Source organism: Pseudomonas sp. Irchel s3a10, from assembly GCF_900187525.1.
GTDB lineage: Bacteria > Pseudomonadota > Gammaproteobacteria > Pseudomonadales > Pseudomonadaceae > Aquipseudomonas > Aquipseudomonas koreensis_G.
The window spans coordinates 674915-694192 of the sequence record NZ_FYDR01000002.1 but is presented as its reverse complement, the minus strand read 5'-3'; the positions used below and the strand labels follow the sequence as shown (position 1 = coordinate 694192).

Genomic DNA, 19278 nt, shown 5'->3' with positions numbered 1-19278 from the left:
AAAAAAGCCCTGCACTTTTTATCAGTGCAGGGCTTTGGATACCGACCTGAAGCGTAGCCTCAATAGCGGTTCGGCTCCATTTCCAGCTCGACATTGAAACGTTCGGCAATATCTTTCTGGATGCGTTGCGCCAGATCGAGTAACTGCAGACCGGTCGCGGTGCCGTAGTTGACCAGCACCAGCGCCTGCAATTTATGCACGCCGGCATCGGCCTCGCGGAAACCTTTCCAGCCAGCGCGCTCGATCAGCCAGCCGGCGGCCAGTTTCATCTGCCCGTCCGCTTGCGCATACGCCACCAGATCCGGGTGTTGCGCCTTGATCTGCTCGACCAGCGCGGCCGACACCAGCGGATTCTTGAAGAAACTGCCGGCATTGCCGAGCACCGCCGGATCCGGCAGTTTTTCGCTGCGAATACTGCAGATCGCGCGGCTGACGTCGCTAGGCGTCGGGTGGTCAATGCCTTGCTCGGTCAGGCGCTGACGCACCGGGCCGTACTCCAGATGCAGATGGGCGACCCGATCAAGCTTGAAGCGCACCCGCAGGATCAGCCAACGCCCCGACTGCTGCTTGAACAGGCTGTCGCGGTAGGCGAAGTTGCATTCTTCCAGGCTGAAGTCGCGCAGCTCGCCGGTCTGGCGATCCAGCGCGGTCAGCCCGGCGAACACATCCTTGATCTCGACCCCGTAGGCGCCGATGTTCTGCATCGGCGCTGCACCCACGGTGCCGGGAATCAGGCTGAGGTTTTCCAGACCGGAAAAACCCTGCGCCAGCGTGTGCAGCACGAACGGGTGCCACGGCTCGCCGGCTTCAGCCTCGATCACCACGCGGTTGCCGTCGTCGCTGATCAACCGAATGCCTCGGGTCGCCATGCGCAGCACCAGTGCCGGGATGTCTGCGGTCAGCAGCAGGTTGCTGCCGCCGCCGATCACCAGCAACGGCAGGTCATGGGCAGTCGCATAGGCCAGCGCTTCGCGCACGTCGGCGTCGCTGTGGGCCTCGGCGAACAACTGCGCGCGAACGTCGACGCCGAAACTGTTGAACGGTTTCAGCGAAACCTGTGATTGAAGCTGCAAACTCATAACCGGCCCTTCACTTCGATCAACAGTTGGTCACACGCCGCCTCGATCAGGTCCAGCACCTGTTCGAAGCCCTGATCGCCGTCGTAGTACGGATCCGGCACTTCATCGACAACCCCGGCATAACGGCGCAGGAACAGGTCCAGCTCGGCCTTGCCGGTGGACGGTTGCAAGGCCTTGAGGTTGCGCAGGTTGCTGTTGTCCATGGCCAGAATCAGGTCGTAACTGGCGAAATCGGCGCGGCTGACCTGCTGCGCGCGTTGCGCCGACAGGTCATAACCACGCACTTTGGCTGCAGCCTGGCTGCGCTTGTCCGGCGGATTGCCGACATGCCAGTCACCAGTGCCGGCGGAGGCCACTTCGACCTGATCCGCCAGCCCCGCTTCGCGCAATTTGTGGCGCAACACACCTTCAGCGGTCGGCGAACGGCAGATGTTGCCCAGGCACACGAACAGAACGCGCATCAGGCCCCCAGCAGGCGACGAACGCGCTCGAGGTCTTCAACGGTGTCGACCCCGGTCGGCGGCGCGATCAACGCATCGGCGACATGAATCCGCACGCCATGCCACAAGGCACGCAGTTGTTCGAGGGATTCAGTGTTTTCCAGCCAGCACGGGCCCCAGCTCACGAAGTCCTGGAGGAACCCGGCGCGGTAGGCATAAATGCCGATGTGGCGACGATACGGCACGCCCTCCGGCAACTGCTCGCGGCTCTTGGCGAAGGCGTCACGCGCCCATGGCAGGGTTGCGCGGCTGAAGGTCAGCGCCAAACCGTTGAGGTCGCTGACGACCTTGACCACGTTCGGGTTGAACAGGGTCTCCACATCTTCGATCGGCTCGGCCAGGGTGGCCATACGCGCTTCGGTGTGGGCCGCGAGATTGGCCGCGACCTGATCGATTACGCTCGGCGGGATCAACGGCTCGTCACCCTGCACATTGACCACGATCGCGTCCGGCGCAAGGCCCAGTTTGGCGGCGACCTCAGCCAGACGATCGGTGCCGGAATTGTGGTCTTCACGGGTCAGCACCACTTCCGCGCCGAACGCCTTGCAGGCCTCGACGATGCGCGCATCGTCAGTTGCCACCACCACACGGCTGGCGCTGCTTTTGCTCGCCTGTTCCCAGACATGCTGGATCATCGGCTTGCCGGCGATATCCAGCAGCGGTTTGCCCGGCAGGCGGGTCGAGGCGTAACGCGACGGAATGACAACGGTGAAAGCAGTGGTCATTTATCCAGACGCTCGTCAGTGGTCAGGGTGCGCGCTTCGCTTTCGAGCATCACCGGGATACCGTCGCGAATCGGATAGGCCAGACCGGCACCCTTGCTGATCAGTTCGGTCTTGTCGGCGCTGAGCTTGAGCGGGCCTTTGCAGATCGGGCACGCGAGGATATCGAGCAATTTGGTGTCCATGAACATTCCCTGGATAAAGAGTTAAGGCAAAAGACGATCGGGCAACAGGCGCATCAATTGGGTGTCGAACCAGGCCACGAAGGCCGGTGACGGCACGGCATCGACCGCCAGATACCACCAGTCGTCTGCTGCGAAGGCACGGCACTTCACCGCGTCTTTTTCGGTCATCACCAACGGCAATGACGGTGTGAAATTCAAGGCCTGCACGCTGTATTCGGCGTGGTCGGCAAACGCATGGGGGACTGCGCGCCAGTCTAGCGCTTCGAGGGTATTGAAGAAACGTTGCGGATTGCCGATCCCGGCCACCGCGTGCACCGATTGACCGGGCGCAAAATGATCGAGCGGCTTGCGCTCGCCGCTGCGCAGATTGACCAGTGCGGTCGGTTGCAGGCGAAACGCGAAGCCATCGTCGCGGTCTGCCGTGGCACCGTTGAACAGCACGCCATCGACGCTTTGCAGGCGCTCGATCGGCTCGCGCAACGGACCGGCGGGCAGGCAGCGTTTGTTGCCCAGGCCCCGGGCGGCGTCGATCAGCACCAGCTCCAGATCCCGCGCCAGACGGTAATGCTGCATGCCGTCATCGGAGAGGATCAGGTCCAGCGGTTCACTGGCGAGCAAGGCTTTGACCGCTGCGCTGCGATCAGGGTCGATCATCAGCGGCACGCCGGTGCGCTGCACGATCAATAGCGGCTCGTCGCCGGCGAAGTCGGCGCTCTGCTCGGCGGTGACCCGCCACGGCAGTTGCGGCGGTTTGGCGCCGTAACCACGGCTGACTACACCAACCCGCAGGCCTGCGCATCGGCAATGCTCGATCAGCCACAAAATCATTGGCGTCTTGCCAGTGCCGCCAACGGTAATGTTGCCGACCACGATCAACGGCACCGGCGGTTTATAGATCTGGCCTTCGCCGTCAAGAAAACGCTGACGCTTGTTGACCACCACGCGGCGATAGAGCATTTCCAGCGGCCGCAGCAGCGTCAGGGCCGGATGCCCCTGATACCACGCGGCGAGCAAACGATCGGACAGGCTCATCAGGATTTGGGCGCCGCCTCGACCGTGGTCATGCGCAGATGGCTGAAACCGAGCTTGCCGGCCGCGTCCATGGCGGTGATCACCGATTGGTGTTGGGTCTTGCCATCAGCGCTGATCGACAACGGCATGTTGGTGTCACCGTTGGCTTCTTTCTGCATGGCTTCCATCAGCGTCGCCAGGTCGTTTTTCGGCAGAATCTTGTTGTTCACCGAAAACACGCCCTCGGCGCTGATCGCGACATCCAGTTGCTTGAGTTGTTGATCTTCGGCCGGCGATCCGCTGACCGATTCCGGCAGATCGACGCGCAGCTGAGTCTCGCGGGTGAAGGTGGTGGTCACCACAAAAAACAGCAACAGGATGAACACCACGTCGATCAGCGACGCGAGGTTGATGTCGATCGTTTCCCGGGGCTTGCGACGGAATTTCACGCTTTGTCCCCGGCCAGATCGACGTCACGGTCGCCCTGCACTACTTCGACCAGTTTGATCGCCTCCTGCTCCATGCCCACCACCAGCTCATCGATGCGGCGCTGCAGGAAGCGGTGGAAGAACACCGCCGGAATACCGACCATCAGGCCCGCCGCGGTGGTGATCAACGCCTTGGAAATACCGCCGGCCAGGACCGAGGCGTTGGTGGTCATGCCGGAACCGGTGAAGGCGCTGAAAATGTCGATCATGCCCAGTACCGTGCCCAGCAGGCCCAGCAACGGCGACATGGCAGCAATCGTGCCCAGCGCGTTGACGTAGCGTTCGAGCTCGTGAATCACCCGCGCCGCGGCTTCTTCGATGCATTCCTTCATGATCTCGCGACCATGCTTGGAGTTGGCCAGGCCCGCGGCGAGAATTTCACCCAGCGGCGAGTTGGCGCGCAATTCCTTGAGCTTTTCTTTATTGAGCTGCTTGTCCTTGATCCAGACCCAGACCTGGCCCAGCAGATGCTCGGGGGTGACGCGGCTGGCGCGCAGGGTCCACAGGCGCTCGGCGACAATCGCCATGGCCGCGATGGAACTCAGAATGATCGGCAACATCATCCAGCCGCCGGATTTGACCAATTCCCACACAGTGACAGTCCCCTCGAAAAAGTGCGCCACTTTACCATACCGGTTCGCGATTAAGACCCGCTGCCCCGACGACCTGATGCCGCATTCGGCGATCCTGCGATCAATGGTGTTTCAACGCCAGAAGCGCCGCTGTTGACGCATCAGCAACGGCGCCTGAAAGCTGCCCAGACGCAGCTGAATGGCGCCGTGCTGCGCGCTGTCGTAGATGCGCAGCCCTTGCTGGCGGTAACGCGCGAGCACCAGCGGGTGCGGATGACCAAAGGAATTGCCCTGCCCCCGGGAGATCAGCACCGAATGCGGGCGTAATGCCCGAAGCAAAGCCATCGAAGAGGAACTGCGGCTGCCGTGGTGCGGCGCTTGTAGCCAGTGCGTCGGCACTGCCAACGGACTCTCCAGCAACACCCGTTCGGCAGCCGTGTCGATATCGCCGGTCAGCAACAGACGCTCGCCATTGGCCTCGATCTGCAACACACAAGAGCGCTGATTGCTGTCATGGGCCGCCGCCCATTGCCAAAGCTGAAAACTGACGCCGTCCCACTGCCATTGGCGCCCGCTTTCACAGGCTTCGGCGCGCAGTATGGCGGGCAACCCTGGCGGATCGCCGCTGATCACTCGCGTCACTCTCAGGCCCCGCGATACTGCCAGCGCACCACCGGCATGGTCGGCGTCGGCATGACTGAGCAGCATCAGATCGATGCGGTTGACCCCAAGTTTGTGCAGTGCCGGCAGCACCACCCGCTCCCCCAGATCGAAATCGCCGAAGCGTGGACCGGCGTCGTAGAGCAATGTGTGATGACGCGTGCGGATCAAAACCGCCAGGCCCTGACCGACATCGAGCTGCCAGATATCCGCCAGACCCTCTGCCACCCGTTCGCGAGGCGGCGCCAACAGAATCAACAGCAACGGCCAGCCCAACGGTCGTAATGGCACGCCGCGCGGCAACAGCAACAACAAGGCGCCGAGACTGCCAATCAACAAGGCCCACCACGGCAGCGAGGGCGAGATCCACGCCGGCCACACCCCGGCGATCAGCGACAAGCCGCGAAACAGCCAGTCGATCAAACCACCGGCCAGCCACAACAAGCCTGCACCCACGTAAGGCACCGGCAACAACAGCGTGCCGAGCAGTGCCGGTGGCAGCACCAGCAGACTGACCCACGGCACCGCCAGCAGATTCGCCAATGGCCCGCTGAGGCTGATCGGCAGGTTCAGCGCCAGCAACACCGGGCACAGGCCCAGCGCAATCAGCCATTGCGCCCGGGTCCAGGTCTGCCACCATTTCCACGCACCGAGTCGCCCGCCGAAGGTGAAAATCAAAATCCCCACCGCGGCGAACGACAGCCACAAACCCGGACGCAAACTGGCTAACGGGTCGAGCAACAGCAACGCATCGAATGCCAGCAACAGCGGCCACCACGCGCCGAGATGGCGAAAGCGCAGGCGCCACAGCAACACCAGCCCGACCATCACGCAGGCCCGTTGCACTGGCACATCAAACCCGGCGAGCAAGCCGTAACCGAGCGCCGCGGCGAACGCCAGCCCGCAGGCCCATGGCAGCCAGGGCCAACGCAGCGGCCACAGCCCAAAACGTGCCAGTCCGGCGACCAGTAGATAGATGACCGCCGCCAACATCCCGATGTGTTGGCCGGAAATCACCAGCAGATGCACGGTGCCGGTGTCCTGCAGGATCTGCCAATCCTCGCGGCTGAGACCGGAGCCGTCGCCGAGCACTAGCGCCGCCAATGCACCGCCCCGGCCTTGCGCGTCCACTTCAAGCAAGCGCTGCCGAATGCTGTCGCGCCATGCCCAATTTGCCTCGGCCAGGCGCTGACCATCCTTGATCGTGCCGGTCGCACCGATGCGTTGCGCCAGCAGCCAGGCTTCGTAATCGAAGGCCTCGGGATTGAGCAAACCACCGGGGCGCCTGAGCTTTACCGCCAGGCGCCAGCGTTCGCCGCTGTTGAGCGGCGGCCCGGCGTACCATGCCAGACGCATCAATGACGGCAATTTTTCGTGTCGCGAGCGGGCATCGGCCAATTCGAACCGCACCACTCCCTCGCTGGTTTGCGGCAAACCGACCACCCGCCCCTCAACCCAACGGGTTTCGCCATCAAGCGCTGCGGGCAGGCGATCATTCAATGCCCACTGCGCACTGACGCACGCCCAAGTGAAACCGAACAGCAGAAACGCCAGGGGATAGCTGCGAAACGGCAGCAACATCAGCCCCACCAGCGGCAACAACATCATCAACCCGACCGGCGGTAACACCGGCAAAAAAACCGGAACCAGCAGACCGACTGCCAGCGCCATCATCCCTGTGCGCATAAGCCCGTCCTTGAGAGTTCCTGCATTAGGCGTAGCTGGTAGGAAGCCTGCTCGTCGTCAACAATTGTCACAAAGTCTGAATGGGCGCTTCGTAGAATCCAGACATACTTGCCGCCTTAACCGACCGAGAAGCCCTATGCCCCGGCGCTTATTCAAACGTTACATGCCCGACCCGACGAGCATCAGGGAACACAAATCCTTACGCTTTCTCGGCAAGTTGCTGCATGACCCGAACCTCTGGCACCTCAATCGTCACTCGGTGGCCCGGGCGATGGCCGTCGGGCTGTTCGCCGCATTCCTGCCGATTCCGGCGCAGATGCTGGTGGCGGCGGCACTGGCAGTTAGCGTGCGCGGCAACATGCCGATTGCCGTGAGCCTGGTGTGGCTGACCAACCCGATCACCATGCCGGCGGTGTTTTTCTGCACGTACCAGACCGGGGCCTGGCTGATGAATGTGCCCGCCCGCACCCTGCCCGACTCGTTGACCTGGGAATGGATCAGCGGAGAGTTGTCGACCATGTGGCAGCCGTTTCTGCTGGGATCGGTGGTATGCGGGCTGCTACTCGGCATCATCGCCTACTTCACGGTGATGCTGTATTGGCGCTGGTGGGTGGCGCGGCAATGGGCGCGGCGCAAGAAAAGCCGCATGCGCTGAATGCAAAACGGCCTCCGCAGTGGGAGGCCGTTTAGTTTTGTGTTGTCTGCATTCGCGAGCAAGCTCGCTCCCACATTGGATCAGGTGCGCATCCCGCGCCCACTCACCAGCAACCGCGCACAACCGAGGTACAACACCACCGTCGCCACCAGCATGAAGGTGATCGCGATACCGATGCGGATATCCGACACCCCGAGAATGCCGTAACGGAAGGCGTTGACCATGTGCAGCACCGGGTTGGCCAGCGACACGGTCTGCCAGAACGGCGGCAGCAAGGTGATCGAGTAGAACACGCCACCGAGGTAGGTCAGCGGCGTCAGCACAAACGTCGGGATGATCGAAATATCATCGAAGTTGCGGGCAAACACCGCGTTGATGAAGCCGAGCAGCGAGAAGATTGTCGCGGTCAGCACCACCACCAGGATGGTCACGCCGAGGTGATGCACCTGCAGATGGGTGAAGAACAGCGACAGAATGGTCACGATGACCCCAACCATCAGGCCACGCAACACGCCGCCGATGGTAAAGCCGATCAGAATCGTGTGCGGCGACACCGGCGAGACCATCAGTTCCTCGATGGAGCGCTGGAACTTGCTGCCGAAGAAACTCGAGACCACGTTGCCGTAGGAGTTGGTGATCACCGACATCATGATCAGCCCCGGCACGATGTACTCCATGTAGGTGAAGCCACCCATGTCGCCGATCTGCCGCCCGATCAGATTACCGAAGATCACGAAATACAGAACCATGGTGATCGCCGGTGGCAGCAGGGTCTGCGGCCAGATCCGCGTGAAGCGTTTGACCTCGCGATAAACGATGGTCTGGAGGGCGACAAGGTTGGGGCGGAACTCGGAACTCATACCGCCACCTTCGATAGATTTTTCTCCACCAGGGACACGAACAGCTCCTCAAGGCGATTGGTTTTGTTACGCAGGCTCAGCACTTCGATGTTCTGCTGCGCCAATTGAGTAAACAGCGCGGTGATGCCCATGGATTTATCGACCTGGACCTCCAGGGTATGGCCGTCGAGCAACCGGGCGGGATAGCCAATCAATTGCGGCGCGGCGTGCAAGTCGTTTTTCAGGTCGAGCAGGAAGGTCTCGACGTGCAATTGGCCCAGCAGCTGTTTCATGCTGGTGTTCTCGACGATGGTGCCGTGGTCGATGATGCCGATGTTGCGGCACAGCTGCTCAGCCTCTTCCAGATAGTGCGTGGTGAGGATGATGGTGATGCCTTTCTGGTTCAGTTCGGTGAGGAACGTCCACATCGAGCGACGCAGTTCGATGTCGACGCCAGCGGTCGGCTCATCGAGGATCAGCAGGCGCGGCTCATGCACCAGTGCGCGGGCAATCATCAGACGCCGTTTCATGCCGCCGGACAGCGAACGCGACGGCACATCGCGCTTGTCCCACAGGCCGAGCTGGGTCAGGTACTGCTCGGCGCGTTCCTTGGCGATCTTCGCCGGGATGCCGTAGTAACCGGCCTGAGTCACGACGATGTCGAAGGTCTTTTCGAATTGGTTGAAATTGAATTCCTGGGGCACCACACCGATCGAGCGCTTGAGCGCGGCGGGATTTTTGTCCAGGTCATGACCGAAGATATTCACCGTGCCGCTGGTCTTGTTGACCAGGGTCGAGAGAATGCCGATGGTCGTGGATTTGCCGGCGCCGTTGGGGCCGAGCAAGGCGAAAAAGTCACCTTCGGCGACGTCCAGATCGATACCACTCAAGGCCTGGAACCCGTTGCCGTAGGTTTTGGTTAGCTGCCGGATGGACAGAGCGGAACTCATATCGGATTTACGCACCAAGAAGGGAAGAAAAGGAAAGATTGGGCCGGGCGGCGAACAAAACAACCACGGCGCATGAGCGCAATGGTGCTTGCCGCCGCCACACAAGTACAGTCAAGAGTGTCGATAGTTATTATCAAGTCAACGCGGTCATGACCGCTTTCTGATAAGCCGGACGCTGCTTCAACCGTGCATACCACGCTTCCAGATGCGGCTGCGCGGCACGCTCGATGGGCATCTCGAACCAGGCATAAATGAAACTGCCCAGCGGAATATCGCCCATGCCGATTTCGCTGCCGGACAGGTATGGCTGGCTGGCGAGGGCCTGATCGGCCATGGCCAGCAGCGCCGTGCACTCCTTGATCGCGGCGTTGATTGCAGGCCAGTCCTGCTTGTCCGCCGGAGTACGCAGCACGCCCCAGAACACCGTGCGGAACGGTCCGGCAAAACTTGAGGTGGTCCAGTCCATCCACTTGTCAGCAATGGCCCGGGCTTGCGGGTCTGCCGGGTACCAGGCGCTGTTCGGTGCATGCTTGGCCAGCAAGTAACGCACGATGGCATTCGATTCCCACAGCACGAAGCCGTCATCTTCGATCACCGGTACCCGGCCGTTCGGGTTCATCGCCCGGTATTCAGGCGTGTCGACCACACCGAAAGCGCCACCGGCGTCAATCGCCTCGTAGGCCAGGCCCAGCTCCTCGGCGGCCCACAATGGCTTCCTGACATTCGATGAGTTTTTCCGTCCCCAGATCTTCAGCATGACCGCCTCTTTTCCAATGCGTGGGCAGGCAGCATACGCCGGATCAGACCCGGCTCAAATCACTCTGCATATCACCCAAGACCTTCGCCTGATGTTCGCCGAACAGATGCGGGTAGCACTTTTCCAGGTGCTTGAAGAAGAACTTTTCCGGCACATCGGCGAACTGGCCGTGATCGACCAGATACTCCATCAACAGCGCGCCGTCACGGTTGTACGGATGGAAAACGCTGTCATTGATCCCGTCAAACTCCAACGGTGCGACGTTGAACAGCTCGCAGAGTTGCTGGTTGAAGGCCGGCGTGGCCTTGACCCAGCGCTCGTTGAGGAACAGTTCGGTGTAGCCGTGCATGGCGAACACATCACTGCGCAGCAATTCCAGCAGACGCGGCGTCGACAGGTGATTCCTCACGTCGGCCAGACCGATGCGCGCTGGAATGCCGCAATGCCGCGCGCACCCGGCCAGCAGCGTGGCCTTGGGCACGCAATAGCTTTCCGCCCTCGCCAAGGCAAAGCTGCCACGCAGGGTTTGCGGGTCACGGCTGAAGGTATACGGGTTGTAGCGCACCGCCTCACGCACCGCGTAATAGAGACTGATCACCTGCGCGAGCGGGTCGCGGCTGGCACCACGCTGTTGTTCGGCGAACTCCACCACCGCCGGGTGGTCACTATCGATGAAGCGGCCGGGACTCAGATACTCGCGCATGACGATGTTCTCCTGGGTGAACCCCGAGTCTAGCGACAGCTCAAGCACAGAGATAACGACGTTTCGGCCAAACATGCACGCGAAGACGCGGGAACGGCGAACGATTTCCCACGGGTGTTGCCCACCGAACCTACGAAAACCATCCGGGGTTTCCCACGAGTTCAATCACCATGTTCTGACCACCCCGTTTTACAGATGCCGTCTAAGCTCTGGAGGGTCGGTTGGCCTTGGTTCACGGAGGATTACATATGCTGTTGTTGTGGATACTGGTTCTGATCGTCGGTGTGGCGTACCTCGCCCACCGCCGCATCGCCCCCCTGCCCGCGTTGGGTATCGTCGCCGTATACCTGCTGGCGATGGGCATTTTCAGCCATGCCCCGGGCTGGTTTTTGCTGGTTTTGTGGGTGGTGCTCGCGGTGGTTGCCGCGCCGTTGCTGCTGCCTGACCTGCGCCGCAAACATTTCACCGCGCCGCTGTTCAACTGGTTCCAGAAAACCCTGCCGCCGATGTCGCAGACCGAACGCGATGCGATCGATGCCGGCACCGTGTGGTGGGATGGTGAGCTGTTCAGCGGTCGTCCGGACTGGGACAAGTTGTTGTCCTACCCGAAAGTGCAACTGACCGAAGAGGAACAGGCCTTTATCGACGGCCCCACTGAAGAACTCTGCGCAATGGTCACTGACTGGCAGATCGGCCAGTCGATGGACCTGCCGCCAGAAGCCTGGAGGCACATCAAGGAACACGGCTTCTTCGCCCTGATCATTCCCAAGGAATTCGGCGGCAAGGGTTTTTCCGCCTACGCCCACTCGCAAGTGGCGATGAAACTCGCGACCCGCAGCGGCGACCTCGCCTCCACCGTGATGGTGCCCAACTCCCTCGGCCCGGCCGAACTGCTGCTGCATTACGGCACCGACGAACAACGCAATCACTACCTGCCGCGGCTGGCCCGTGGCGACGACATTCCGTGCTTCGCCCTCACCGGTCCGCTGGCCGGCTCCGATGCTGGCGCCATGCCGGACACCGGGGTCATCTGCAAAGGTGAATGGGAAGGCCAGGAAGTCATCGGCCTGCGCCTGAACTGGGAAAAACGCTACATCACCCTCGGCCCGGTCGCGACCTTGCTCGGTCTGGCCTTCAAAGCCTATGACCCGGAGCATCTGCTGGGCGACAAGGAAGATCTCGGTATCAGTCTGGCGCTGATTCCCACCGATACACCGGGTGTGGAGATCGGCCGTCGTCACCTGCCACTGGGTGCCGCATTCATGAACGGCCCGAACTCGGGCAAAGACGTGTTCATCCCGCTGGACTACCTCATCGGCGGCCAGGAAATGCTCGGCAAGGGCTGGATGATGCTGATGAACTGCCTGTCGGTCGGGCGTTCGATTTCGCTGCCGGCAGTCGGCACCGGCGCGGCCAAGTTCACCAGTCTGGTGACCGGGCAATACGCGCAGATTCGTGAACAGTTCAACGTCCCGCTGTCGGCCTTCGAAGGCATTCAGGAAGCCATGGCGCGCATCGGCGGCAACGCCTGGATGATGGACGCGGCGCGCATGCTCACCGCGAACGCGGTGGATCTGGGCGAGAAACCGTCGGTGCTGTCGGCGATCCTCAAGTATCACCTGACCGAACGCGGCCGCGAATGCATCACCCACGCGATGGATGTGCACGGCGGCAAGGCGATCATCATGGGTCCGAACAACTACCTCGGACGCAGCTGGAACGGCGCGCCGATCTTCATCACCGTGGAAGGCGCGAACATTCTCTCGCGCAACCTGATGATCTTCGGTCAGGGCGCCATTCGTTGCCATCCGTTCGTCCTCAAGGAAATGGCCCTCGCCGGCCGCGAGGACAAGGACCAGGCACTGAAAGAATTCGATGGTCTGCTGCTCAAGCACATCGGTTTTGCCGTCGGCAACGCCGCCAGTACGCTGGTGCTGAACCTGGGCTTCGGCCACTTCGAACATGCTCCCGGGGACAGGATCAGTCAGGGCTACTTCCGCGCACTCAACCGTCAGGCAGCGGCTTTCGCCATGCTGGCGGACTTCAGCATGATGCTGCTGGGCGGTGAACTGAAACGCCGCGAACGCCTGTCGGCGCGTCTCGGCGATGTGCTGAGCAACCTGTATCTGGCCTCCGCCGCGCTCAAGCGTTATCACGACCTGGATTCGCCGGCACATATGGAGCCGTTGTTCCGCTGGGCCATGGAAGAGAGCCTCGGCCAGTCGGAACGGGCGCTGGATGAGCTGCTGAGCAACTTCCCGAACAAAGTGTTTGGCTGCATGCTGCGAGTGATCGTGTTCCCGTTCGGCCGTCGCCACAAAGGCCCGTCGGACAAGCTCGGCGCCGAAGTGGCAGCGGTGATCGGTCGTGCCAAAGGCGATCCGACGCTTGAAGAACTGCTCGCCGGTTGCTATCGCCCGCAGTCCGCCGACGATGCCGTCGGTGCCCTGCAACACGCCAGCGATCTGCTGAATGCCGCCCAACCGCTGCACAAGAAACTGCACACCTCGCTCAAGAGCGGTCAGGTCAAACCGGTCGCTGGCGAACACGCCATCGACGCTGCACTGGAGGCTGGGGTGTTGCAACCGCAGGAAGCACAGACCCTGCGCGATGCCGAAGCGGCACGGCGCAAGGTGATCGACGTCGATGATTTCGACAAGGAAGAGCTGAAGCAGGCTGAGGGCAAAGTCCGCTGATGCTGACGACCGTGTAGCTGTTTATTTGTGAAAAACGGGTGCGAGAGCTTTATACTCCTGCGCCCGTTTTGCTCTTGAGGACTTATCTCGTGTCCAACGTCGTTGCCGATCATCTGGTTTTGCTCGACCACCTGCGCAGTATCCTGGTCGCCGTAGGTGAGGCCGAACAGGTTCCCGAAGAAAGCCATGCCTTGTTCCTGGAGCGCTTTGACGAACTGCTGGCGTCCCTGCCGATCGATCCGATCGAAAGCCAGTACCTGGGCCAGGACATCCTGACCCAAGTGATTACCCGTTACCCGCAAATAGCCCACCTGATTCCACGGGATCTGCTGTGGTTCTTCGCCGGTGACTGCCTGCACTACCTGTCCGATGAAGAAATCGATCTGTATCAGGCACTGGAAGAACGTCGCTACGAAGCCGAACAAAACGACGAACCGTTCGACTGGAATCAGGAAAAGCAGCTGCTGGCGATGTCGGCCCAGGACAGCAAGCACTGATTTAATGGTTTGAAGATCAAAAGATCGCAGCCTTCGGCAGCTCCTACAGGAATCACATGTATTCCCTGTAGGAGCTGCCGCAGGCTGCGATCTTTTGCTTTTAAAGCAGCCCCTCGCTCTCCGGCAATTCATACGCCAGCGCCAGATTATTCGGCGCCCCCGCCTTCCCCGGCTTGCTCAACGTCGGCTCCTTCTCCAGACACTCCACCAGATAATCGATGAATACCCGCAGCTTCGGCGGCAGGTAGCGCGTGGGCGAATGCAGCAACCACAGACCACCGTGGTAAGAAGCGAGGAACGTCCACTCCGGCAACACCTGCACAATCAGCTTCTGCTCCAGCGCATAACGCGCGGTGAAATACGGCAAGCTGCCAATACCAATGTGCTGCAACACTGCCCCGAGCCGCACCCCGGTATGGTTGGCGGCATAACGGCCACGCACGCCGACGGTCACCGCTTTGCTGCCCTTCTTGAATTTCCAGCGCGCATCGCTCGGGGTTTCCCCCAGATAGATGCAACTGTGATTGAGCAGATCGTGCGGGTGAGTCGGCGTGCCGTGTTCGGCCAGGTATTGCGGGGTGGCGCAGAGCAAATGGTCGATGGTCAGCAACTGCCGTCCGACCAGCCCGGCCGGCGGTCGATCAGTGATGCGAATCGCCAGGTCGACATGATCGTCGATCAGGTCAACCTGACGATCCTCCAGCAGCAACTCGACATCGACTTTCGGATAACGCCGCAAAAACTCGGGCATGTGCGGATGAATCACGAAACGCCCGACCGCTTTTGGCACGCTGACCCGCACCAGCCCTTCCGCCTCATGGGTGAACTGCCCGCTGATTTCCATCACCGATTTGGCGGCGCTGACCATCTCCTGGCAGCGCTTGAACACTTCCTCGCCCCCGTCACTCAGACGCAGTTTGCGCGTAGTGCGCTGCAGCAAACGCGTAGCCAGGGCCTTTTCCAGCCGGGAAATGCTGCGACTGATCGCCGACGGCGACGAGCCTAGCTGGCGGGCTGCCTCGGAAAAACTGCCGGTTTCCACGACCTTGACGAAGATCGCCATTTCACCGAGCAGTGGCAGCGGAAGATTGATGCTCACAGCGCACAAGTCCTTTGATGTTTGAACGGATTATCACGTTATTGCACGATTCATATAATAAAAAAAGACACTTTAATAAGGGCATGGAATATGACGCTTCGCCTCTTTTTCCATAGTGATGACCTCAAGGCTAATGTGGAAGTCCTCGACTGCACGCCCCACGAGAACGAATTTGCCGTGGTGCTGCGCGCCACGCTGTTTCATCCGCAAGGCGGTGGTCAGCCTTGTGACACCGGCATGATCGGCGAAAGCCAGGTGCTACGCGTGGTGCAGGAACCTGACCGGATCGTGCATTACGTCGATCGTCCGGTAAAACCCGGCATGACCTGTATTCAGGTGGATGAACAACGTCGCCGCTACAACACCCGCATGCATTCGGCCGGGCACTTGATCGGACATTTCGTGCAGGCCATGGGCTGGACGCCGATCAAGGCGCACCACTGGCCGGACGAGGGCCGGGTGCAATTCAAGCCGGGCGATGCCGCCCAGGAAGTCGATGCGCGAACCGTTCAACACGGTATCAGTCAGTGGATCGAACACGATCTGCCGCGCCTGACCTCGCTGCGCGAAGGCGCGCGGGAAATCGGCTTCGGCGAGCTGCCGGCCTACGGCTGCGGTGGCACCCATGTACGCAGCCTGAAGGATTTGGGCACAGTCACGATCGCCTCGCTTTCGCAGAAGAAAGGCACGTTATCCGTCCACTACAGCGTGGATTAAGCATCTCGGGCGCTGCTCCGCGCAGCGCCTGACGCCGGGGGGAACCGCATTCGCAGGTTCCGTTGACTATCGATAGATGGACCTAAAAAACAATGATGCTAGACGTCGAGCGTCTCGATGAGACGTGCATAAAAAAACTGGCCAACGAAGAAGTCCTCGCCATCCGCGTCAGAGGCTTCTTGCCCGAGCCGCTGGCGATCGAGATTGGCGACAAGATTCTTGCTCCGGGCTTCGAGGGTTACATCAACGCGCCGAGCATCGGCCGCATCGGCATGGCGTTTTACGAGGCGGAAAACCAGCCGCTGCTGATCGAGGACTATTTCGAACGCGCCACCCGCAACATCGCCGAATTGCGCGAGCGCTGTGCGCCCTACTCCTCGCCGGTCGACACCCTGCGCTGCATGCTCGACGAGTCATGGCCGGCCGGCGCGCATCTGGAAAACCTCTACGGGCGCAAGATGTATGTCGGCCTGTCGCGGGTGGTCAAACCCGGCGTGTGCTTCCTTGCCCACCACGATATTTTCGCCAAGGACGCCCCGGACAGCTTTCAGGCCCGCAGCCTGGAGGCGCAGTTCGCCTGCAACGTGTACCTGAACATGCCGACCGAGGGCGGCGCTCTGCAGATGTGGGACGACGACATCACCCCGGATCAGTTCGACCAGATGCGTGGCGACAGTTACGGCATCGACCCCGCGCTGCTCGGCCCACCGGCCCTGGAAGTGCGGCCGGAGCCGGGCGATTTCATCATGTTCAATTCGCGCTGCATGCACTCGGTGACCCCGGGCGTGGCGGATCCGCGACTGAGCCTTTCGTTCTTTGTCGGCTATCGCGGCAATGCTTCACCCCTGACCTTCTGGAGCTGAAATGTTATCGAACTACCTGGGCGAGTTTCTGGCGCTGGCCACCATTCACTTTCTGGCCGTGGTCGCTCCCGGCCCGGATTTCGCCGTGACCATCCGCCAAAGCGTGCGCTTCGGCCGACTGGTGGGCATCTGCACCGCGCTGGGCATCGGCGCCGGCATTTCCGTGCACGTTCTCTACACCTTGCTCGGCGTTGGCGCCCTGATGCACACCACGCCGTGGTTGCTGACGGTGGCCAAGGTGATCGGTGGCGCGTACATCTTTTACCTCGGCATCAGCCTGATCCGCAGTAAACCGAAGACCACGCTTGAGGGCGAAAAAAACCTCGACGAGCCGCTGGTCGAGCAGTCGCTGTTCAAGGCGTTCAGCACCGGTTTTCTGACCAATGCCACCAATCCCAAGGCCACGCTGTTCTTCCTGGCAATCTTCACCACGATCATCAGCGCCAGCACGCCGCTGAATATCCAGGCGCTGTATGGGGTGTGGATGTGCTTCGTCAATGCGCTGTGGTTCGTGATCGTCGCGCTGTTTTTCTCCAGCAGCCGGGTACGCAACCTGTTCATGCGCATGGGCCATTGGTTCGAGCGCAGCATGGGCGTGATCCTGATTTTGTTCGCCGGCAGGCTGGTGCTGTCGATGTAAAAACGACACCCAAAGACAAGGCCCGGTCAGTTGCACACTGCTCGGGCCTTTTTCGTTTCTGCGCCGCTTTTGCATTTCTGTGCGACGGATCCCACTTCAGGGACTCCCCTTCAACACCTTCGCGGTGTTAGTTTGGAAAAGATTTGTTTCAACTTTCAAACACTTCCACTCAACTGCCTGCAAAGGAATGCCCACCGCAATGAATTTTTCTCTCAAGCGCCTGGCCGCTACCAGCCTGATCCTGGCCAGCTTTTCTGCGTTCACCCTGCCCGCGCAGGCCAACATCACTCCACAGCAAAGCGCGGCCATTCTCAAGAGCTTCGATGAGGCGAGCGTCACCGACTTCCGCCAGTTTTTGGGTGCCGTAGGCAAGAGCGACCTGGGTAAAACCGATAAGCTCGGCCCGGCGATCAACGCCTTTCTCGACAACAAGACCCCGAGCGCTGAACAGCAGAACGAGATCTACCGCCTGCTGGGCATCTACACCCGCGTGAAGTACGGCAAGGCCGCGCTGGAAACCCTGCGCGAACTGGTGGAAATCCCGACCTTCCAGAAAGAAGGCGTGGCCCAGCACGACAATCCGGAGTTCATCAAGATCGCCGAAAAGATCAAGAACCTCGCCGAATCGTTCAACCTGAAGTTCCGCAACGTCGACAACCGCGTTTATGAAATCTCCCTCGAAGGCAGCGGCGACGAAGTCGTGGGCATCCACGCGCATGCCGACGTGGTTCCTGTCACCCCGGAAAACTGGGTGCTGAAAGACGGCACCAAACTCGATCCGTTCAAAGTCACGCTGATCGGCGATCGCATGTACGGTCGCGGCACCGAAGACGACAAGAACGGCATCGTCGTCGCGATGTACGCGATGAAAGTGATCAAGGAAGAAAAGCTGCCGCTGGCACGCAATTTCAAACTGCTGGTGGACACCACCGAAGAAACCACCGGCGACGCGATCCCGTACTACTTCGAACACAACCCGACGCCGAACTACAACATGGCGCTGGACGGTGGCTACCCGGTGGTCATCGCCGAGAAAGGCTACGGCACGGTCATGGCCAGTTTCCCGCTGCGCAAGGCTGAAGGCAACGGCGCAGAAATCATCTCGATGACCGGCGGCCTGGCAACCAACCAGATTCCATCGGTTTCGGTTGCGACACTCGTCACCGACAAGCCTGAGCAATTGGCCGCGAGTCTGCAGAAAGCCGGCAGCGAATACGCGAAAAAACACGGTGGTGACTTCGAAGTCGCGGCCAAGGTTGACGGCAAAGACGTCAAGCTGAGCGTCACCGGCGTGTCAGCGCACTCCTCCGAACCCGAGTCCGGCGTCAACCCGGTCGCGCGGATGCTCGACTTCATCAACAGCCTCGACGGCAAGGTAGCGCTCAAGCACAACCAGATCACCGACGCGGCGCGCTATGCGTCGACCAACTGGGGTCTGGATTACCTGGGCAAAAAACTCGGCGTCGGCTTCTCCGATTCGTTCATGGGTCCGCTGACCACTTCGCTGACCTACGTCGGCGTGGACGACAAAGCCTTCAAACTGGCAGTCAACCTGCGCGTGCCCAAGGGCAAATCGCCAGAAGTGTTGAAGAAAGAAATCGCTGACAAGCTCGCGGCCTGGAGCAAGAAAAACCATGTTGCCGTGGACTTCACTTACTCGATCGCCGAACCGATGTACCGCAATCCGGAAGGCGAATGGGTCAAGGCACTGCTGGCGGTGGCCACTGAAAACCTCGGCATGAAGCATGAGTTCGGTACGTCTGCCGGCGCGACATCAGTGCATGAACTGCCGAACGGTGTGCAATTCGGCCTGGCCCGGCCTGAAGTCAAATACACCGGTCACACAGACGGTGAGTTCAAGACGGTTGACCAGTTCCTGCTGGATCTGCAGATCGTCACTGAGATGATGGGCCGTGTCGGCCAGCTACCGAAGCTCTGATAAGGCATGGGCCCGTGATT

The 19278-nt window shown here is 60.8% G+C and carries 20 protein-coding genes; 7 read left to right on the top strand and 13 right to left on the bottom strand.

Features of this window, described 5'->3' with window-relative positions; translation table 11 throughout:
* Nucleotides 1-59 precede the first annotated feature (59 nt).
* The 8 genes from murB to CKW11_RS08680 all read right to left on the bottom strand — a co-directional run bounded on the left by murB (nucleotide 60) and on the right by CKW11_RS08680 (nucleotide 6903).
* The gene (gene murB / locus CKW11_RS08715; protein ID WP_095137196.1) at nucleotides 60-1079 is read right to left on the bottom strand and encodes a UDP-N-acetylmuramate dehydrogenase; all 1020 of its coding nucleotides are present in this window, start codon (nucleotides 1077-1079) and stop codon (nucleotides 60-62) included.
* Nucleotides 1076-1540, bottom strand: a complete 465-nt coding sequence (locus tag CKW11_RS08710; RefSeq protein WP_016986041.1) for a low molecular weight protein-tyrosine-phosphatase — start codon at nucleotides 1538-1540, stop codon at nucleotides 1076-1078. The genes murB and CKW11_RS08710 overlap by 4 nt, the downstream gene beginning before the upstream one ends.
* Nucleotides 1540-2304, bottom strand: coding sequence for a 3-deoxy-manno-octulosonate cytidylyltransferase (gene kdsB, locus CKW11_RS08705; RefSeq protein ID WP_095137195.1), 765 nt, complete (start codon nucleotides 2302-2304; stop codon nucleotides 1540-1542). The genes CKW11_RS08710 and kdsB overlap by 1 nt, the downstream gene beginning before the upstream one ends.
* Nucleotides 2301-2486: a Trm112 family protein gene (locus CKW11_RS08700; protein ID WP_003174668.1), complete on the bottom strand. Its 186-nt coding sequence runs from the start codon at nucleotides 2484-2486 to the stop codon at nucleotides 2301-2303. The genes kdsB and CKW11_RS08700 overlap by 4 nt, the downstream gene beginning before the upstream one ends.
* 21 nt (nucleotides 2487-2507) lie before the next feature.
* A complete protein-coding gene (gene lpxK, locus CKW11_RS08695; protein WP_095137194.1) occupies nucleotides 2508-3518 on the bottom strand; it encodes a tetraacyldisaccharide 4'-kinase in 1011 nt (336 codons plus the stop codon).
* Nucleotides 3518-3946 carry a biopolymer transporter ExbD gene (locus CKW11_RS08690; protein ID WP_027612340.1) on the bottom strand — a complete coding sequence of 143 codons (429 nt, stop codon included), beginning with the start codon at nucleotides 3944-3946 and terminating at the stop codon, nucleotides 3518-3520. Before CKW11_RS08690 ends, lpxK begins: the two co-directional genes overlap by 1 nt.
* Nucleotides 3943-4578, bottom strand: coding sequence for a MotA/TolQ/ExbB proton channel family protein (locus CKW11_RS08685; protein ID WP_095137193.1), 636 nt, complete (start codon nucleotides 4576-4578; stop codon nucleotides 3943-3945). The genes CKW11_RS08690 and CKW11_RS08685 overlap by 4 nt, the downstream gene beginning before the upstream one ends.
* A 111-nt stretch (nucleotides 4579-4689) precedes the next feature.
* On the bottom strand, nucleotides 4690-6903 hold the full coding sequence (locus CKW11_RS08680) for a DNA internalization-related competence protein ComEC/Rec2 (protein WP_095137192.1): 2214 nt from the start codon (nucleotides 6901-6903) through the stop codon (nucleotides 4690-4692).
* 136 nt (nucleotides 6904-7039) lie between these two features.
* Between CKW11_RS08680 and CKW11_RS08675 the strand changes: the two genes are divergently transcribed.
* A complete protein-coding gene (locus tag CKW11_RS08675; RefSeq protein WP_095137191.1) occupies nucleotides 7040-7558 on the top strand; it encodes a DUF2062 domain-containing protein in 519 nt (172 codons plus the stop codon).
* Between the two features lie 80 nt (nucleotides 7559-7638).
* On the opposite strand, the gene CKW11_RS08670 is transcribed toward CKW11_RS08675, so the two are convergent.
* The 4 genes from CKW11_RS08670 to CKW11_RS08655 form a co-directional block, all read right to left on the bottom strand.
* Complete coding sequence (locus CKW11_RS08670; RefSeq protein ID WP_007908200.1) at nucleotides 7639-8418, bottom strand: ABC transporter permease; 780 nt, start codon at nucleotides 8416-8418, stop codon at nucleotides 7639-7641.
* Nucleotides 8415-9347, bottom strand: coding sequence for an ABC transporter ATP-binding protein (locus tag CKW11_RS08665; protein WP_027612335.1), 933 nt, complete (start codon nucleotides 9345-9347; stop codon nucleotides 8415-8417). The genes CKW11_RS08670 and CKW11_RS08665 overlap by 4 nt, the downstream gene beginning before the upstream one ends.
* Nucleotides 9348-9480: 133 nt before the next feature.
* On the bottom strand, nucleotides 9481-10104 hold the full coding sequence (locus tag CKW11_RS08660; protein WP_095137190.1) for a glutathione S-transferase family protein: 624 nt from the start codon (nucleotides 10102-10104) through the stop codon (nucleotides 9481-9483).
* A gap of 43 nt (nucleotides 10105-10147) precedes the next feature.
* Nucleotides 10148-10807: a transglutaminase family protein gene (locus CKW11_RS08655; protein WP_095137189.1), complete on the bottom strand. Its 660-nt coding sequence runs from the start codon at nucleotides 10805-10807 to the stop codon at nucleotides 10148-10150.
* A gap of 248 nt (nucleotides 10808-11055) precedes the next feature.
* Here CKW11_RS08655 and CKW11_RS08650 point away from each other — a divergent pair, with 248 nt between their 5' ends.
* Nucleotides 11056-13503, top strand: a complete 2448-nt coding sequence (locus tag CKW11_RS08650) for an acyl-CoA dehydrogenase (protein ID WP_095137188.1) — start codon at nucleotides 11056-11058, stop codon at nucleotides 13501-13503.
* A gap of 89 nt (nucleotides 13504-13592) precedes the next feature.
* Nucleotides 13593-14000, top strand: coding sequence for a PA2817 family protein (locus CKW11_RS08645; RefSeq protein WP_007967565.1), 408 nt, complete (start codon nucleotides 13593-13595; stop codon nucleotides 13998-14000).
* Between the two features lie 100 nt (nucleotides 14001-14100).
* Here the strand turns inward: CKW11_RS08645 and CKW11_RS08640 are convergent, their stop codons facing one another.
* Nucleotides 14101-15099 carry a LysR family transcriptional regulator gene (locus CKW11_RS08640; RefSeq protein WP_027612331.1) on the bottom strand — a complete coding sequence of 333 codons (999 nt, stop codon included), beginning with the start codon at nucleotides 15097-15099 and terminating at the stop codon, nucleotides 14101-14103.
* Nucleotides 15100-15189: 90 nt separating this feature from the next.
* On the opposite strand from CKW11_RS08640, the gene CKW11_RS08635 reads away from it, so the two are divergent.
* The 4 genes from CKW11_RS08635 to CKW11_RS08620 all read left to right on the top strand — a co-directional run bounded on the left by CKW11_RS08635 (nucleotide 15190) and on the right by CKW11_RS08620 (nucleotide 19258).
* Entirely contained in the window at nucleotides 15190-15816 is a 627-nt protein-coding gene (locus CKW11_RS08635; protein ID WP_095137187.1) for a hypothetical protein, read from the top strand.
* A 92-nt stretch (nucleotides 15817-15908) separates the two neighbouring features.
* Nucleotides 15909-16679, top strand: coding sequence for a 2OG-Fe(II) oxygenase (locus CKW11_RS08630; RefSeq protein WP_095137186.1), 771 nt, complete (start codon nucleotides 15909-15911; stop codon nucleotides 16677-16679).
* A 1-nt stretch (nucleotide 16680) separates the two neighbouring features.
* Entirely contained in the window at nucleotides 16681-17319 is a 639-nt protein-coding gene (locus tag CKW11_RS08625; RefSeq protein WP_095137185.1) for a LysE family translocator, read from the top strand.
* 199 nt (nucleotides 17320-17518) lie between these two features.
* The gene (locus CKW11_RS08620) at nucleotides 17519-19258 is read left to right on the top strand and encodes a dipeptidase (RefSeq protein ID WP_095137184.1); all 1740 of its coding nucleotides are present in this window, start codon (nucleotides 17519-17521) and stop codon (nucleotides 19256-19258) included.
* Nucleotides 19259-19278: the final 20 nt, after the last annotated feature.

Bases quoted from the DNA above. Each gene is read 5' to 3' on its own strand.
- lpxK (WP_095137194.1), bottom strand. From the start codon at position 3,518: ATGAGCCTGTCCGATCGTTTGCTCGCCGCGTGGTATCAGGGGCATCCG.
- CKW11_RS08655 (WP_095137189.1), bottom strand. From the start codon at position 10,807: ATGCGCGAGTATCTGAGTCCCGGCCGCTTCATCGATAGTGACCACCCG.
- CKW11_RS08680 (WP_095137192.1), bottom strand. From the start codon at position 6,903: ATGCGCACAGGGATGATGGCGCTGGCAGTCGGTCTGCTGGTTCCGGTT.
- CKW11_RS08650 (WP_095137188.1), top strand. From the start codon at position 11,056: ATGCTGTTGTTGTGGATACTGGTTCTGATCGTCGGTGTGGCGTACCTC.
- CKW11_RS08625 (WP_095137185.1), top strand. From the start codon at position 16,681: ATGTTATCGAACTACCTGGGCGAGTTTCTGGCGCTGGCCACCATTCAC.
- CKW11_RS08710 (WP_016986041.1), bottom strand. From the start codon at position 1,540: ATGCGCGTTCTGTTCGTGTGCCTGGGCAACATCTGCCGTTCGCCGACC.
- CKW11_RS08630 (WP_095137186.1), top strand. From the start codon at position 15,909: ATGATGCTAGACGTCGAGCGTCTCGATGAGACGTGCATAAAAAAACTG.
- CKW11_RS08670 (WP_007908200.1), bottom strand. From the start codon at position 8,418: ATGAGTTCCGAGTTCCGCCCCAACCTTGTCGCCCTCCAGACCATCGTT.
- kdsB (WP_095137195.1), bottom strand. From the start codon at position 2,304: ATGACCACTGCTTTCACCGTTGTCATTCCGTCGCGTTACGCCTCGACC.
- CKW11_RS08665 (WP_027612335.1), bottom strand. From the start codon at position 9,347: ATGAGTTCCGCTCTGTCCATCCGGCAGCTAACCAAAACCTACGGCAAC.
- murB (WP_095137196.1), bottom strand. From the start codon at position 1,079: ATGAGTTTGCAGCTTCAATCACAGGTTTCGCTGAAACCGTTCAACAGT.
- CKW11_RS08700 (WP_003174668.1), bottom strand. From the start codon at position 2,486: ATGGACACCAAATTGCTCGATATCCTCGCGTGCCCGATCTGCAAAGGC.
- CKW11_RS08660 (WP_095137190.1), bottom strand. From the start codon at position 10,104: ATGCTGAAGATCTGGGGACGGAAAAACTCATCGAATGTCAGGAAGCCA.
- CKW11_RS08635 (WP_095137187.1), top strand. From the start codon at position 15,190: ATGACGCTTCGCCTCTTTTTCCATAGTGATGACCTCAAGGCTAATGTG.
- CKW11_RS08675 (WP_095137191.1), top strand. From the start codon at position 7,040: ATGCCCCGGCGCTTATTCAAACGTTACATGCCCGACCCGACGAGCATC.
- CKW11_RS08620 (WP_095137184.1), top strand. From the start codon at position 17,519: ATGAATTTTTCTCTCAAGCGCCTGGCCGCTACCAGCCTGATCCTGGCC.